We start from the raw sequence: 13,611 nt of genomic DNA, 5'->3' as shown, positions 1-13,611 counted from the left end.
GTGAGAGGATGTCCGCCAACAAAGCCAGGACCCTGAACGCAGCCTGATGAAGACACCTAAAAGAATCGAACCGTTGATCGAAGACGGCCTTGTCGACGAAGTACTACGGCCGTTGATGAGTGGCAAGGAAGCCGCTGTGTACGTGGTGCGCTGTGGCAGCGAGGTACGCTGCGCCAAGGTCTATAAAGAAGCCAACAAGCGCAGTTTCCGCCAGGCCGCCGAATACCAGGAGGGCCGCAAGGTACGCAACAGCCGTCAGGCCCGGGCCATGGCCAAGGGCAGCAAGTACGGCCGCAAAGAAGCCGAAGATGCCTGGCAGAACGCCGAAGTGGCAGCGCTGTTCCGTTTGGCCGCCGCAGGTGTGAGGGTGCCCAAGCCTTACGACTTCCAGGACGGTGTGCTCCTGATGGAGCTGGTCACCGATGCCGATGGCGATGCGGCCCCGAGGCTGAACGACGTACACCTGGAAGCGGAGGATGCCCGCGCGTTCCACGCCTTCGTCATTCGCCAGGTCGTGCTGATGCTGTGCGCCGGAATGGTGCATGGCGACCTGTCCGAGTTCAACGTGCTGCTCGGCCCGGACGGGCCGGTGATCATCGACCTGCCGCAGGCAGTGGATGCAGCCGCCAACAACCACGCCTTCAGCATGCTGCAGCGCGATGTGGACAACATGGCCCATTATTTCGGGCGCTTTGCCCCGGAGCTGAAAAGCACCCGCTATGCGCAGGAGATGTGGGCGTTGTACGAGGCCGGCGAGTTGCTGCCCGACAGCCCGTTGACCGGGGTGTTCGAGGATGATGAACATGAAGCTGACGTAACCGGGGTGATGCGCGAGATCGACGCCGCCCGGATGGACGACGCTCGCCGCCGTGCAGCACGCGCCGAGGCTGAGCATGGGCCGGCCAAGGCAGAGGAAGTGACGCCGCCCTGGCTGCAGTAATTTATTCCTGTACCGGCCTCTTCTCGGGTAAACCCGCACCTACGGGATTTGTGGGCGCGGTTTTGCCCGCGAAGAGGCCAACACAGGCAAACCCCGGTCGTTGCCATTGACGCAAGACACAATCTCGTCATTTAGCCTTTTCACTGGCGCGCGACAGGCATAAGGTATACGCCGTTCAAATTCCCTGGAGCTGTCATGTCCAACCAATTCCCGTCCGTTCGTCCCCGCCGCCTGCGGCAGAACGAGTCCCTGCGCACGATCTTCCAGGAAACCGAGTTCCGCCTTGAAGACCTGATCCTGCCGATCTTCGTCGAAGAGGGCATCGATGATTTCGTGCCGATCACCAGCATGCCCGGTGTCAACCGTATCCCCGAGAAGCTGTTGGCCCAGGAAATCGAGCGCTATGCCCGCGCCGGTATCAAGTCGGTGATGACCTTTGGCGTATCGCACCACCTGGATGCCGATGGCAGCGACACCTGGAACGAAAACGGCCTGGTTGCGCGCATGTCGCGTATCTGCAAGGACACCGTGCCGGAAATGGTGGTGATGTCCGACACCTGCTTCTGCGAATACACCAGCCACGGCCACTGCGGCGTGCTGCATGACCATGGCGTGGACAACGACGCCACCCTGGCCAACCTGGGCAAGCAGGCCGTCATCGCCGCTGCTGCCGGTGCCGACTTCATTGCCCCCTCGGCGGCGATGGACGGCCAGGTGCAAGCTATCCGCAGCGCGCTGGACGGTGCCGGTTTCCACGACACCGCGATCATGGCCTACTCAACCAAGTTCGCCTCGTCGTTGTATGGCCCGTTCCGTGAGGCCGGCGGCACTGCACTGAAGGGTGACCGCAAAAGTTACCAGATGAACCCGATGAACCGCCGCGAAGCGGTGCGCGAGTCGCTGCTCGACGAGCAGGAAGGCGCGGACGTGCTGATGGTCAAGCCGGCCGGTGCCTACCTTGATGTGATCGCCGACATCCGCGCCGCTTCGCGCCTGCCACTGGCGGCGTACCAGGTGAGTGGCGAGTATGCGATGATCAAGTTCGGTGGCCTGGCCGGTGCCATCGACGAAGGCCGGGTGGTGCGCGAAAGCATTGGCGCAATCAAGCGTGCCGGTGCCGACCTGATCCTGACCTACTTCGCCATGGACCTGGCGCGCGAAGGTATCTGAAGCCAGGCCTTGGGCATGAAAGCCGCTGCCATTGCAGCGGCTTTTCTTTGGGCGCCGTTGGGTGGTGCCGCAAACGCACAAAAAAACAGTAAGCGCTGAATTATTTAGTGTCCCGTTGTATCTGATCCCTTAGAGCATTCATCGACAGGGATACGGGTATGAAACCTCGCAAGAAAAGCGTCCAGCCAATCGGCCTGAAGGACATCACCATCGTCGACGACGCCAAGATGAAGAAGGCGATCACGGCCGCCGCGCTGGGCAACGCCATGGAGTGGTTCGACTTTGGGGTCTATGGCTTCGTCGCTTATGCCTTGGGCAAGGTGTTTTTCCCCAACGCCGACCCCAGCGTGCAAATGATCGCGGCCTTGGCCACCTTCTCGGTGCCGTTCCTGATTCGGCCCCTTGGCGGGTTGTTCTTCGGCGCCTTGGGCGACAGGTTCGGGCGGCAGAAAATCCTCGCCGCGACCATCGTGATCATGTCCCTGAGCACCTTCGCCATCGGCCTGATACCGTCCTATGCAAGCATTGGTATCTGGGCGCCGATCCTGTTGCTGCTGGCCAAGATGGCCCAGGGCTTTTCGGTGGGTGGCGAATACACCGGTGCCTCGATCTTCGTTGCCGAGTACGCGCCTGACCGCAAGCGCGGCTTTCTCGGCAGCTGGCTGGATTTCGGTTCGATTGCCGGCTTTGTATTGGGCGCAGGGGTGGTGGTGCTCATTTCCACGGTGCTGGGTGAAGAAAAGTTCCTCGAATGGGGTTGGCGCCTGCCGTTCTTCCTGGCCCTGCCGCTGGGCATCATCGGCCTTTACCTGCGCCATGCGCTGGAAGAAACACCTGCGTTCCAGCAGCACGTCGACAAGCTGGAACAGGGCGATCGTGAAGGCCTGGCCTCCGGGCCCAAGGTGTCGTTCAAGGAGGTGGCCACCCAGCACTGGCGCAGCCTGGTGACCTGCATCGGCGTGGTAATTGCCACCAACGTCACCTACTACATGCTGCTTACCTACATGCCCAGCTACCTGTCGCACAACCTGCACTACAGCGAAGACCATGGCGTGCTGATCATCATCGCGATCATGGTCGGCATGCTGTTCGTGCAGCCGATCATCGGCCTGCTCAGCGACAAGTTTGGCCGACGGCCGTTCATCATCGTGGGCAGTGTCGGCCTGCTGGCCTTGGCCATTCCGGCATTCATGCTGATCAACAGTGGGGTGCTTGGGCTTATTTTCGCCGGCCTGCTGATCATTGCCGTGCTGCTGAACTTCTTCATCGGCGTGATGGCCTCGACGCTGCCGGCCATGTTCCCCACGCACATCCGTTACAGCGCCCTGGCCAGCGCCTTCAACATCTCGGTGCTGATCGCCGGCCTTACCCCAACCCTCACTGCGTGGCTGGTGGAGACCACAAACGACCTGTACATGCCGGCCTATTACCTGATGGTGATCGCTGCTGTCGGCCTGGTCACCGGCCTGACCATGAAGGAAACCGCCAACAAGCCCCTGCGCGGCGCCGCACCCGCGGCGTCAGACATCGAAGAGGCGCGTGAACTGCTGCAAGAGCACCACGACAACATCGAGCAGAAGATCGAGGACATCGATGCGCAGATCGCCGAGTTGGAAGCCAAGCGCAAAAAACTGGCACAGCAGCACCCGCGTATCGAATGATCAGCGCGGCATGTAGCCACGCTGCCAGGAACGCGGTATGAACCGCGATACCAGTGCCAGCACGCAGGCCAGCGCACAACTGCCGGCCAGCGCCTGCAGGCCCAGGTGTTTTTGCAACCAGGCGCCGAGCGCGGCGCCCAGCAACATTCCGGCCCAAGGTACCAACTGCACCCGCCAGCCATTGTGCCGCTCGCCCAGTAGCCAACGCCCCAGGCCGCGGCCGAAACGCGACAGGGCGCCCGTCACGTAAGTCAGGCCGATGGGCAGGCCATTCACCTGTTCCACGACCGCATTGATCATGCCCATGGCCAGCGTGGCCGCCAACAACGCAGGGAAGGTGGCCGGCAACGGCCACGCTGCGGCGAAAGCCAGCAGTGCGGCAACCACCAACAGCACCGGCCAGGCTCGACGGCGCAATCCGCGAGCCAGGAGCACACCCAGCGCATTGCCCGCGACAAAGCCCAGGACCGCGCCACTGAGGCGTAGCACCAGGGCCAGGTCAGCTTCACTGATGGCCACCGCCAGGCGTGTGGTGTTGCCACTCATGAACGACACGAAATCGCCCAGTGCCAGCAAGCCGATGGCATCGGTCATGCCGGCCAGCACCGACAGGGCGGCGACCAGGCCAAGGCCGACGCGACCGCGCATTACCTGCAGGCGCAAACGCCTGGCTGTGCGCGCGGGGAGGGCGTTAGGGAGCATGTGCAGGCCTCAGGGCAACAGGTTTTCGCGGGCCAGGGTACCTTTGATGGTGCGCTCTACCACATCGACCAGCACCATGGTCTGGTGGTCGACCTCGATGTTGAGCAGTTCACCTGTGTGGTAGCTGGCGAAGGTAGTCTGACGCAGGGTTTCCGGGATCAGGTTGATGGTGATCACGTTATCCTCCACGTCAGCGACCGTCAGGCTGCAGCCATTGACCCCGATGAAACCGCGCGGGAACACGTACTTGCCCCATCGCGGCGGCATGCGGAACTTGATGAAGGCGCCGGTTTCCTTGATCGACAGCTCGACGATTTCGGCAGTGGTGGCGATGTGGCCGGCCATCAGGTGGCCGCCGACTTCGGCGTTCATCTTCGCTGAGCGTTCAATGTTCACGCTCCGGCCAGGCTTGAAGCTGCTCAGATTGGTGCGTTCGAGGGTAGCGGTCATGGCGTCGAACCTGACCTGGCTGCCGTCGATTTCGGTCACGGACAGGCAGGTACCTTCGACACTGACGCTGGCACCGATTTTCAGCTCGTCGAGCAGTTCCGGGGTGAGGTCGATGGTGAACTGGTTGTGGCCCGGGTAGGTGGTCACATCAAGCAGAGGGCGGACGGCCTGGACGATGCCGGTGTACATGGAGTTGCTCCTGGGCACGGAAAAGAAAACTTCCGAACGCTATGCCGGTAGCGCCGTAAATGCAAGACCGGCTTCTTGGCTGGCAAGCCGGCTTGCGAGTCTGGCGCCTGCGCGGGGCAGGCGGCGTGCTTGTGGGCGAAACCGGTTTGCCGACGGCATGGCCACGCCAGATTCAAACATGCCCGCTGCTGTTGACGATCCGCAGGCACAGCGCCTCGTACGGGTCCAGGTTCACCATCAGCCGCCCGTCCTCGGTCAAATCGCCTTCGACCGTCTCGTTGATCATGTCGACCACCGGCCCAGGTGTGAACCCGGTCAACAGCAGTTCCTCGGCAATTGCGTCCTGGCCGAAGTTCAGCGCAGTGATCTGGATACCACGCCCGGCTGGCAGCTCATGCACCATCACCAGTAGCCCAGGGCTGCGTACCTCAGGTACCAGCACCTGACGGCTGGTGGCAATACCGTAAGCCTGGCGCACAGCCAGCAGTTTCTTCACCTGGCAGGCAAATGAATCACCCTCGTCCAGCTGGCTGTCGAGGCTGCCGTAAAGCGCCCGGGCACGCGGCATGCCACGCACCGAAGCCGCCGCCTCTGGGTCAAGCCCGGCCAGGTCATAGCCGCCTCGGTGAATCCAGCGGGTATCGCCGTCGAGCATGCGTTCGGCAACCGCTTCGGCGGGCAAGGGCAGGGCACCGACCAGGTCCCAGCCAGACAAGGCGACCACCCCCGGCTGCATGGCGTTGTACATGACCAGCAGCAGGTGCACTTTCTTGATCCGCTCGATATCCGCTACGCCAATCTGTTCAAGGTCGCGGATACCCAGTGCAGCAGCGATCAGGCTGGCGGTGGTGCAGGCAATGCCGTTGGTCACGAAGCGCAGGTTGTACGGCGCATGTTCCCCCGACAGCCGTTCGTAGATCTCTTCGCGGATATGTTCGCGCAGAATGCTGCCAGGCAGGGTCTGGCCCTTGTACAGGTACATGTCGTGCGCGTGCAGTGTCCAGAAGTGCACCAGCTCCACGGTCAGCTCGTCATGGTTTTGCAGGGCATGGATCAGCGAGGCCGGGTCGATGCCGAAGGCGTGCATCTCCTTGAGCATCAGGCGCAGGAACTCGGTGTCGCCCGTCAGCAGCGCATGCTGGTAGGCCGGCCGGGTAATGAAATCGTAGGACAGGTCGGCACCGCCCCTGGACATCTGCGCAATGTCATCGAGGGTCAGGTTCAGCTCCTGGAAGCTGAAACCGCCGGCCTTGCGGATCATGCCACCGATCAGCTGGTTGCCGACGAGCGACAGCGGGTGGCTTTCCGACCAGGCGGTGCCGCTGGCGCGGGTTTCTACGCCGAGAAAGCCGTTGGCGTCCAGGCGCAGGCCGCGTGCACCCAGGCAGTCCAGCGCGTGCAGCGCGTCACCAATGATCATTTGTTGGGCGGCGAAGGTAGGGTCCAACCAGTTCAGCGAGGGCTGGCCTTCCTTGAAGTAATGCAGGTACACCCAGCGGCGGGTTTTGCCGTCGACGCCTGTGATCGGCGGCGTGGCGCTCCAGTCGGTTTCCTTCACGCCCGGCTCGAAGAAGATTACCCGTTGCAGCTGGCCAACGATGTAATGGCGCGCCTTCAGCTCGTCACACTGAGCTGGCAGTAAATTGACCGCATCGCGCCCGGCGGGCACCTCGGGCAGCAGCGTCCAGTCTTCTTCGCGGATCTCGACCATGTGGTACAGCCCCGGGTAGGGGCCATGGGCGATCTCGGCCAGGCGGAAGTCGGCGCCCTTGCCGGTGTGCGAGGGGATCAGGTCGTCGATGGTCACGGCATTGTGCGCAGCGGCCATGCGGCTCATCTGGATCAGTTCCTGCTCGCTGCCGTACAGCGGGTCGATGTCGAAGCTGATGCGGTCGAAGTTGCCGTCCACGCTGGGGGTGAGTTCGCGGCCGCGGATGCCACCGGACAGTTTGATCGGGCCGGTGTGCAGGCCCTGTACGCCGATCTCCGACAGGCGCCTCCACAACGCTTCGTGGGCCAGGGCACCGAGTACCGAGCAACCCTCGGGCGCGATGATGGCGTCGGGGTAGACGGTCAGCCACACCGAGGCGATTTCGGTGGCGCGGCGGGGCTGGGCCTCGGCGTACGGTTGTTGCCACAGTCGCGACTGGCCTGAGTACAGGCTGGCGCGCGCCTGGGAGGCCTTGAGCATGGCGCGGTCTTCGAGCCATTTGACGTACGACGGGTCGGGCTGGGTCATTTCGCGTCCTCTTTGCGTGTCGGCACCGGCTCAGGTTATGACGGCGCTGCGGCCTGAACGTTCGGCCCGTGCAGAAACCAGCACCGGTCACGGCTTGCGAATGGGGCTGCGGGCCGCTTGGCGCAGGCTCTCCAGCAAATCCAGTACTGCCCCTTCGATATGCGGTTCATCACGCCAGCACATACCGATCGAGCCTTCGGCCTCCAGCTCGAAATCCAGCTGCCGCAACAACCCGCGCCCATGGAAATGCTCGGCCACCCGCCCGGACGCCACCGACAGCATGTCGCTGTTCTGCATCAACCACAAATTGGCCATCAGCGACGATGATTCGATGCGGCACGGCAACGGCTTGCGCCCGGCGTTGCTCAGGGCCGTGTCCAGGCGGTTGCGGATCGGCGTGGCAGGCGGCCACAACAGCCAATCGTACTGATACAGGTCGTCCCAGTTCAGGCCCTTGCGCTTGGCTAACGGGTGGTCGGGGTGGGCGACTACCTGCATGGGTTCGCGAAACAGCATCTCGCTGTGCAGGGCCTGGCTGGGCTGGTAGTTATCGACTCGCCCGACCACCACATCCAGCTGGCCCAACTGCAGGCGTTCGAGCAGCACGTTCATCGTGCTTTCCTGCAGCGATACCTGCGCTTTGGGGTGTTTCTCCAGGAAGTACAGGATGGCGTCAGGCACCAGGCTTGGCGCCGAAGCCGGTGAGGTGCCTATCGCCACGTTGGGTGTGCTGCCTTCGCGCAGGGCGTCCAGGTTGCTTTGTGCGCGTTCCATCTCGCTGAGTATGCGCCGCGCATGGTTGACCAGCAGGGTACCTTCGGCGGTCGGCCGCAGGCCCCGGGCATGGCGCTCGAACAGCAGGGCGCCGGCATCTTCCTCCAACTCCTTGAGGAACTTCGACAGCCCAGGCTGGGTGGTGTAGGCCTGCCGTGCGGTGTCGCTGAGGTTACCGGTTTCGGCCAGCGTCACCAGCAGTTGCAGGTGCCTTGGGCGCAGGCGGCGGGTCCAGTGCATGGCGTGCCTCTCATCATCTTTTTAGTATGGATGCATATGAAAATATCATTTTTTTTGTATGCCTGGCGGGCGTTTAATCGGTCGCACAACGGGGCGCTGCCACTGCCAATCGCCCCTTCCCAGCCCACCGAAGGTGAAGCGATGAATAACAACGACAACATCGGCACGGCCCGCGCCGACTTCTATCAACGCATCGACAGCCAGGCGCTGTTCCCCCTGTGGGAACAGCTGCACAACCTGGTACCGCCGCAGCCCACCACCACCTGCGTGCCGGCGCTGTGGCGCTTCGGTGAAGTGCGCCCGTACCTGATGGAGGCCGGTCAGCTGATCAGCGCCGAAGAGGCGGTGCGCCGGGTGCTGGTGCTGGAAAACCCGGGTATTCGCGGCCAGGCCTCGATCACCCCCAGCCTGTATGCCGGGCTGCAACTGATCCTGCCGGGCGAGATCGCCCCCAGCCACCGCCACAGCCAGTCTGCGCTGCGTTTCGTGGTCGAAGGCAAGGGCGCCTACACCGCAGTGGACGGCGAGCGCACCACCATGCACCCGGGCGACTTCATCATCACTCCGTCCTGGACCTGGCATGACCACGGCAACCCCAGCGAAACCGAAGGCGGCGAGCCGGTGATCTGGCTCGACGGCCTGGACATCCCCACCGTGCGCTTCTATGGCGCCGGTTTCGCCGAGAACTACCCGCAGGCCGTGCAGCCGGTCAGTCGCCCGGACGGCAACAGCCTGGCCCGCTACGGCGCCAACATGCTGCCGCTGCGCCATGAGGTGCAGGGCGCTACCTCACCGATTTTCAGTTACCCGTATGCGCGTACCCGCGAAGCGCTGGCCACGCTTGAGCAGCAGGGCGAAGTGGATGCCTGGGATGGCGTGAAGCTGCGTTATGTCAACCCAGCCACTGGTGGCTGGGCCATGCCCACCATCGGTACCTGCATGCAGCTGCTGCCACGCGGATTCGCCGGCAAGACTGCCCGCTGCACCGATGCCACCGTGTACTCGGTGGTCGAGGGACGGGGGCGCGCCATCATCGGTGGGCAGACCTTCCATTTCGAACCCAAGGACACCTTCGTCGTGCCCAGCTGGGTAACGCTGAGCCTGCAGGCGGACGACGCGTGTGTACTGTTCAGCTATTCCGATCGGCCGGTGCAGGAGGCCCTCGGGCTGCTGCGCGAAGCCCGCGAACATCATTGATCCAAGGAGCCCTGCCATGACTTACCTGTTTGAACCTGCCGCCACCACCAGCCTGCCGATCGCCGGCAGCGACCAGCGCTTCCCTGTACGCCGCGTTTACTGCGTGGGCCGCAACTACGCTGCCCACGCTCGTGAAATGGGCTTTGACCCGGACCGCGAGCCGCCGTTCTTCTTCTGCAAGCCGGCCGATGCCGTGGTACCGACGGCCGACGGCCAGACCCTGGAGCTGCCATACCCGGCGCAAACCAGCAATTACCACTACGAAATCGAACTGGTCGCAGCCATCGGTAAAGGCGGGCGCAACATCGCGCCCGAGCAGGCCAACGAACACGTGTTCGGTTATGCAGTGGGCCTGGACATGACCCGCCGCGACCTGCAGATGAAGATGCGCGAAATGGGCCGCCCTTGGGAAATCGGCAAGGCATTCGACGCCTCAGCACCCATCGCGCCGCTTTACCCGGCCAGCCAGGTTGGCCATCCGGCGCAGGCCGGCATCTGGCTGCAGGTCGAAGGCCAGGACCGCCAGCGCAGCGACATCGACAAGCTGATCTGGTCGGTGCCGGAAACCATCGCCTACCTGTCGCGCTTCTTCGAGCTGCAGCCGGGTGACCTGATCATGACCGGTACGCCCGAAGGCGTTGGTCCGGTGATCGCTGGCGAGCTGATGGTGGGTGGCGTCGAAGGCCTGGGCGAAATCTGCGTTCGCGTCGTCTGATTGCCGTGGGCCGGCGCAGCTGGCCTTTCATCCCGGTTCAACACGTGGCCGGCGCCAAGCGCCGGCCCGGAGGTTTCGCTCATGTCTTCCACCGATAAAAACAACACCGTGGATGTACAAGCCTTCATCGATAGCCAGCCGGTGACGCGCTTTCAGTGGCGCGTCTTGCTGCTGTGTTTTCTGGTCACCGCCATCGATGGCCTGGACACGGCCGCCATCGGCTTCATTGCCCCGGCGCTGCGCGAGCACTGGCAAATCGGCGCCGCCGAGCTTGGGCCGGTGCTGGGTGCAGCACTGGTCGGGCTGATGCTGGGAGCGTTCATGGCCGGGCCTTTGGCCGACCGCTTTGGCCGCAAGCGCGTGCTGCTGCTGTCGGTGGCCTGCTTCGGCGTCTTCAGCCTGGCTGCCGCATTCGCCCAGGACCTGCACAGCCTTGCACTGTTGCGCCTGCTTACCGGGCTGGGCCTGGGCGGGGCGATGCCCAACGCCATCACCCTGACCTCCGAATACTGCCCGCAACGCCGACGCTCTTTGATGGTGACCGGCATGTTCTGCGGCTTCACCCTCGGCTCAGCCCTGGGCGGGGTGGTCGCTGCGCAGTTGTTGCCAGTCTTCGGCTGGCGCAGTGTGCTGGCCCTGGGTGGGGTGCTGCCGCTGGCATTGCTGCCGGTATTGTGGTTTGCGCTGCCCGAGTCCGTGCGTTTTCTGGCGCGCCGCAATCCGGCCGATAGCAAGGCGCTTGCCATTGTGCGACGTATTGGTGTGTTGCCCGTAGGCTGTCAGGGCCTGCGCATCGATGACGCGGTAGAAGGCCATTCGCCGGTGCGGCAGATTCTTGCCGCGCCGTTGCGCCGCGGCACCCTGGCGCTTTGGCTGGCGTTTTTCATGAGCCTGCTGATCATCTACGGCATGACCAACTGGCTGCCGTTGCTGGTGCGTGACACCGGCCTGAGCCTGAGCCAGGCGGCGCTGATCAGCGCGCTCTTCCAGATCGGTGGCACCCTTGGCGCATTGTGCCTGGGGGCGGCCATGGACCGCTTCGACCCGCATAACGTGCTGATGCTGGCCTTGCTCGGCGGCGCTGCGTGCCTGTTCGCCATTGGTCAGTGCCATGGCGACTACGTACTGCTGGGGCTGAGCGTGGCCGGCATGGGCTTTTGCATCAGCGGTTCGCAGGTCGGTGCCAATGCCCTGGCTGCAGCCTTCTACCCCACCAGCAGCCGCGCCACGGGTGTGAGCTGGGCACACGGGGTAGGGCGAATCGGCTCAGTGTGCGGCACCTTTGGTGGTGCGTTGCTGATGGATGCCGGGCTGTCCTTCGAGCTGCTGTTCAGCGTGCTCATGCTGCCTGCGGTGCTGGCCGCTGCGGCGATCTTCCTGAAGGGCGTGCGACCTGTCACTGCGTTGCCCGCCACCACCCACATCATGCCCTGAACCCGCAGGAATACTGCCATGCAGCTCTACAGCTTTTTCAACAGTTCCACCTCGTACCGTGTGCGCATTGCCCTGGCCCTGAAAGGCCTGGAGGTGGAGTACCACGGCGTCAACCTGCGCGCCGGTGAACAACGCCAGGCGCCGCACCGTGCGCTCAGCCCCATGGGGGGCGTGCCGGTACTGGTGGACAACGATTCTGTCAGCCTGACCCAGTCACTGGCGATCATCGACTACCTCGACGCGCGCTATCCGCAGGCGCCATTGCTGCCCGGCGACCCCTTGCTGCGTGCCCGGGTGCTGGAGGTGGCGCAACTGATCGCATCCGACATCCACCCGCTCAACAACCTGCGCGTGCTTGGTTACCTGCAAGGTGTGCTGAACGTAGGGCCTGAGGAAAAGGACCGTTGGTACGCGCACTGGGTCGCCGAGGGGCTTGGTGCTCTCGAAGCCCTCCTGCAACGCCATGGCGAAGGCCCCTACTGCTTCGGTGCACAGCCGACCCTGGCCGACTGCTGCCTGGTGCCGCAAGTGGCGAACGCCGAACGCATGGGCTGTGACCTGCACGCTTACCCACGAGTGATGGCGGTGTACGACCACTGCCAGGCGCAACCCGCCTTCCAGCGTGCTGCGCCCGGCCGCCAAGCCGACTTCATCCAATAAAAACCGCAGCCTGTACGGAGACCCCAACCATGACTGCCCAACAACAAAAAATCATCATCGTCGGCGGGGGCATCGGTGGCCTTGCTGCCGCTCAGGCCCTGGCCGCCCAAGGTATCCAGGTGCTGCTGCTGGAACAGGCCGAGCATATCGGTGAGATCGGCGCCGGTATCCAGCTTGGCCCTAACGCCTATGCCGCGCTGGATGCGCTGGGCGTCGGCGATGCTGCGCGCAATCGCTCGGTGTTTACCGACCACCTGATCATGATGGACGCCATCGACGCCCACGAAGTGGGGCGCGTTGAAGTCGGCGAGCGTTTTCGCCAGCGTTTCGGCAACCCGTATGGTGTGATTCATCGTGCCGACATTCACCTGTCGATCCTTGAAGCCGTGCAGCAGAATCCGTTGATCCGTTTCCAAACCTCGACGCTTATCGCCGGCATGGAGATGGACGACCATGGCGTGACCCTGACCGACAGCAAGGGCAACCGCTACCAGGCCGACGCGGTGATTGGCTGCGACGGGGTGAAGTCGGTGATCCGCGAGCGTATGGTTGGCGACCCGGCAAGGGTCACCGGGCACGTGGTGTATCGCGCTGTGGTGGATGTGCAGAACATGCCCGAAGATCTGCGCGTCAACGCGCCGATGCTGTGGGCCGGCCCGCGCTGCCACCTGGTGCACTACCCGCTGCGCGGCGGCCAGCAGTACAACCTGGTAGTGACTTTCCATAGCCGTAACGAGGAACAGTGGGGCGTGACCGACGGCAGCAAGGAAGAGGTACTGTCGTATTTCGAGGGCATTCACCCGCGGCCCCGGCAGATGCTTGACCGGCCTACCTCCTGGCGCCGCTGGGCCACCGCCGACCGCGACCCGGTGGAGCAGTGGGGAGAAGGGCTGGCGACCCTGCTGGGCGATGCTGCTCACCCGATGACCCAGTACCTGGCCCAAGGCGCGTGCATGGCGCTGGAGGACGCCGTGGTGCTAGGGGAGGCGGTGAAGGCCTGTGAGCATGACTTGCAGGCGGCGTTGCGCCTGTACGAATCGATCCGCATACCCCGTACCGCACGGGTGCTGTGGTCGGCGCGGGAAATGGGGCGGCTTTACCATGCCAAGGGCGTCGAGCGGCAGGTGCGCAACCAACTGTGGGAAGGCCGTTCGCAGGAGCAGTTCTACGATGCCGTGCAGTGGTTGTATGGCTGGAACATCGAAACCTGCCTGAAACGCTGATGACAGGCCCGGCAGGC

Annotated in this window: 12 protein-coding genes; 8 read left to right on the top strand and 4 right to left on the bottom strand. The window is 63.7% G+C overall.

Translation table 11 applies throughout. From position 1 onward, the window contains the following. Positions 1 to 46 precede the first annotated feature (46 nt). From ACZ889_RS20085 to proP, 3 genes are all read left to right on the top strand, one after another. Positions 47 to 940 (top strand): PA4780 family RIO1-like protein kinase, encoded by an 894-nt coding sequence (locus ACZ889_RS20085; protein ID WP_019437052.1) that lies wholly within the window; start codon positions 47 to 49, stop codon positions 938 to 940. 195 nt (positions 941 to 1,135) lie between these two features. Beyond that, on the top strand, positions 1,136 to 2,110 hold the full coding sequence (hemB, locus tag ACZ889_RS20080) for a porphobilinogen synthase (protein ID WP_010953815.1): 975 nt from the start codon (positions 1,136 to 1,138) through the stop codon (positions 2,108 to 2,110). A gap of 158 nt (positions 2,111 to 2,268) precedes the next feature. Next, positions 2,269 to 3,771, top strand: a complete 1,503-nt coding sequence (gene proP / locus ACZ889_RS20075) for a glycine betaine/L-proline transporter ProP (RefSeq protein WP_476257745.1) — start codon at positions 2,269 to 2,271, stop codon at positions 3,769 to 3,771. Here proP and ACZ889_RS20070 read toward each other — a convergent pair whose 3' ends face one another. From ACZ889_RS20070 to ACZ889_RS20055, 4 genes are all read right to left on the bottom strand, one after another. Next, the gene (locus ACZ889_RS20070) at positions 3,772 to 4,473 is read right to left on the bottom strand and encodes a YoaK family protein (RefSeq protein ID WP_180689881.1); all 702 of its coding nucleotides are present in this window, start codon (positions 4,471 to 4,473) and stop codon (positions 3,772 to 3,774) included. Between the two features lie 9 nt (positions 4,474 to 4,482). Next, entirely contained in the window at positions 4,483 to 5,112 is a 630-nt protein-coding gene (locus ACZ889_RS20065; RefSeq protein WP_003248093.1) for a riboflavin synthase, read from the bottom strand. 172 nt (positions 5,113 to 5,284) lie between these two features. Further along, a complete protein-coding gene (gene treS / locus ACZ889_RS20060) occupies positions 5,285 to 7,351 on the bottom strand; it encodes a maltose alpha-D-glucosyltransferase (RefSeq protein ID WP_476257744.1) in 2,067 nt (688 codons plus the stop codon). A gap of 87 nt (positions 7,352 to 7,438) precedes the next feature. Further along, positions 7,439 to 8,365 (bottom strand): LysR substrate-binding domain-containing protein, encoded by a 927-nt coding sequence (locus ACZ889_RS20055; RefSeq protein ID WP_476257743.1) that lies wholly within the window; start codon positions 8,363 to 8,365, stop codon positions 7,439 to 7,441. A gap of 141 nt (positions 8,366 to 8,506) precedes the next feature. Between ACZ889_RS20055 and gtdA the strand changes: the two genes are divergently transcribed. The 5 genes from gtdA (at position 8,507) to ACZ889_RS20030 (ending at position 13,594) form a co-directional block, all read left to right on the top strand. Then, a complete protein-coding gene (gene gtdA / locus ACZ889_RS20050; RefSeq protein WP_476257742.1) occupies positions 8,507 to 9,562 on the top strand; it encodes a gentisate 1,2-dioxygenase in 1,056 nt (351 codons plus the stop codon). 16 nt (positions 9,563 to 9,578) lie between these two features. Next, positions 9,579 to 10,277: a fumarylacetoacetate hydrolase family protein gene (locus ACZ889_RS20045; RefSeq protein WP_180689885.1), complete on the top strand. Its 699-nt coding sequence runs from the start codon at positions 9,579 to 9,581 to the stop codon at positions 10,275 to 10,277. 81 nt (positions 10,278 to 10,358) lie between these two features. Then, positions 10,359 to 11,711 (top strand): MFS transporter, encoded by a 1,353-nt coding sequence (locus tag ACZ889_RS20040; protein WP_180689886.1) that lies wholly within the window; start codon positions 10,359 to 10,361, stop codon positions 11,709 to 11,711. An 18-nt stretch (positions 11,712 to 11,729) separates the two neighbouring features. Next, positions 11,730 to 12,371: a maleylacetoacetate isomerase gene (gene maiA / locus ACZ889_RS20035; RefSeq protein ID WP_180689887.1), complete on the top strand. Its 642-nt coding sequence runs from the start codon at positions 11,730 to 11,732 to the stop codon at positions 12,369 to 12,371. A 29-nt stretch (positions 12,372 to 12,400) separates the two neighbouring features. After that, positions 12,401 to 13,594 (top strand): 3-hydroxybenzoate 6-monooxygenase, encoded by a 1,194-nt coding sequence (locus tag ACZ889_RS20030; RefSeq protein WP_180689888.1) that lies wholly within the window; start codon positions 12,401 to 12,403, stop codon positions 13,592 to 13,594. Positions 13,595 to 13,611: the final 17 nt, after the last annotated feature.

This window comes from Pseudomonas sp. TE3895 (assembly GCF_056278855.1).
This window is presented reverse-complemented; position numbering and strand designations above follow the sequence as displayed.

Excerpts from the sequence above, each read along its gene's own strand:
- ACZ889_RS20070 (WP_180689881.1), bottom strand. The coding sequence starts at position 4,473 with ATGCTCCCTAACGCCCTCCCCGCGCGCACAGCCAGGCGTTTGCGCCTG.
- ACZ889_RS20045 (WP_180689885.1), top strand. The coding sequence starts at position 9,579 with ATGACTTACCTGTTTGAACCTGCCGCCACCACCAGCCTGCCGATCGCC.
- gtdA (WP_476257742.1), top strand. The coding sequence starts at position 8,507 with ATGAATAACAACGACAACATCGGCACGGCCCGCGCCGACTTCTATCAA.
- ACZ889_RS20040 (WP_180689886.1), top strand. The coding sequence starts at position 10,359 with ATGTCTTCCACCGATAAAAACAACACCGTGGATGTACAAGCCTTCATC.
- proP (WP_476257745.1), top strand. The coding sequence starts at position 2,269 with ATGAAACCTCGCAAGAAAAGCGTCCAGCCAATCGGCCTGAAGGACATC.
- ACZ889_RS20055 (WP_476257743.1), bottom strand. The coding sequence starts at position 8,365 with ATGCACTGGACCCGCCGCCTGCGCCCAAGGCACCTGCAACTGCTGGTG.
- treS (WP_476257744.1), bottom strand. The coding sequence starts at position 7,351 with ATGACCCAGCCCGACCCGTCGTACGTCAAATGGCTCGAAGACCGCGCC.
- ACZ889_RS20030 (WP_180689888.1), top strand. The coding sequence starts at position 12,401 with ATGACTGCCCAACAACAAAAAATCATCATCGTCGGCGGGGGCATCGGT.
- ACZ889_RS20065 (WP_003248093.1), bottom strand. The coding sequence starts at position 5,112 with ATGTACACCGGCATCGTCCAGGCCGTCCGCCCTCTGCTTGATGTGACC.
- maiA (WP_180689887.1), top strand. The coding sequence starts at position 11,730 with ATGCAGCTCTACAGCTTTTTCAACAGTTCCACCTCGTACCGTGTGCGC.
- ACZ889_RS20085 (WP_019437052.1), top strand. The coding sequence starts at position 47 with ATGAAGACACCTAAAAGAATCGAACCGTTGATCGAAGACGGCCTTGTC.
- hemB (WP_010953815.1), top strand. The coding sequence starts at position 1,136 with ATGTCCAACCAATTCCCGTCCGTTCGTCCCCGCCGCCTGCGGCAGAAC.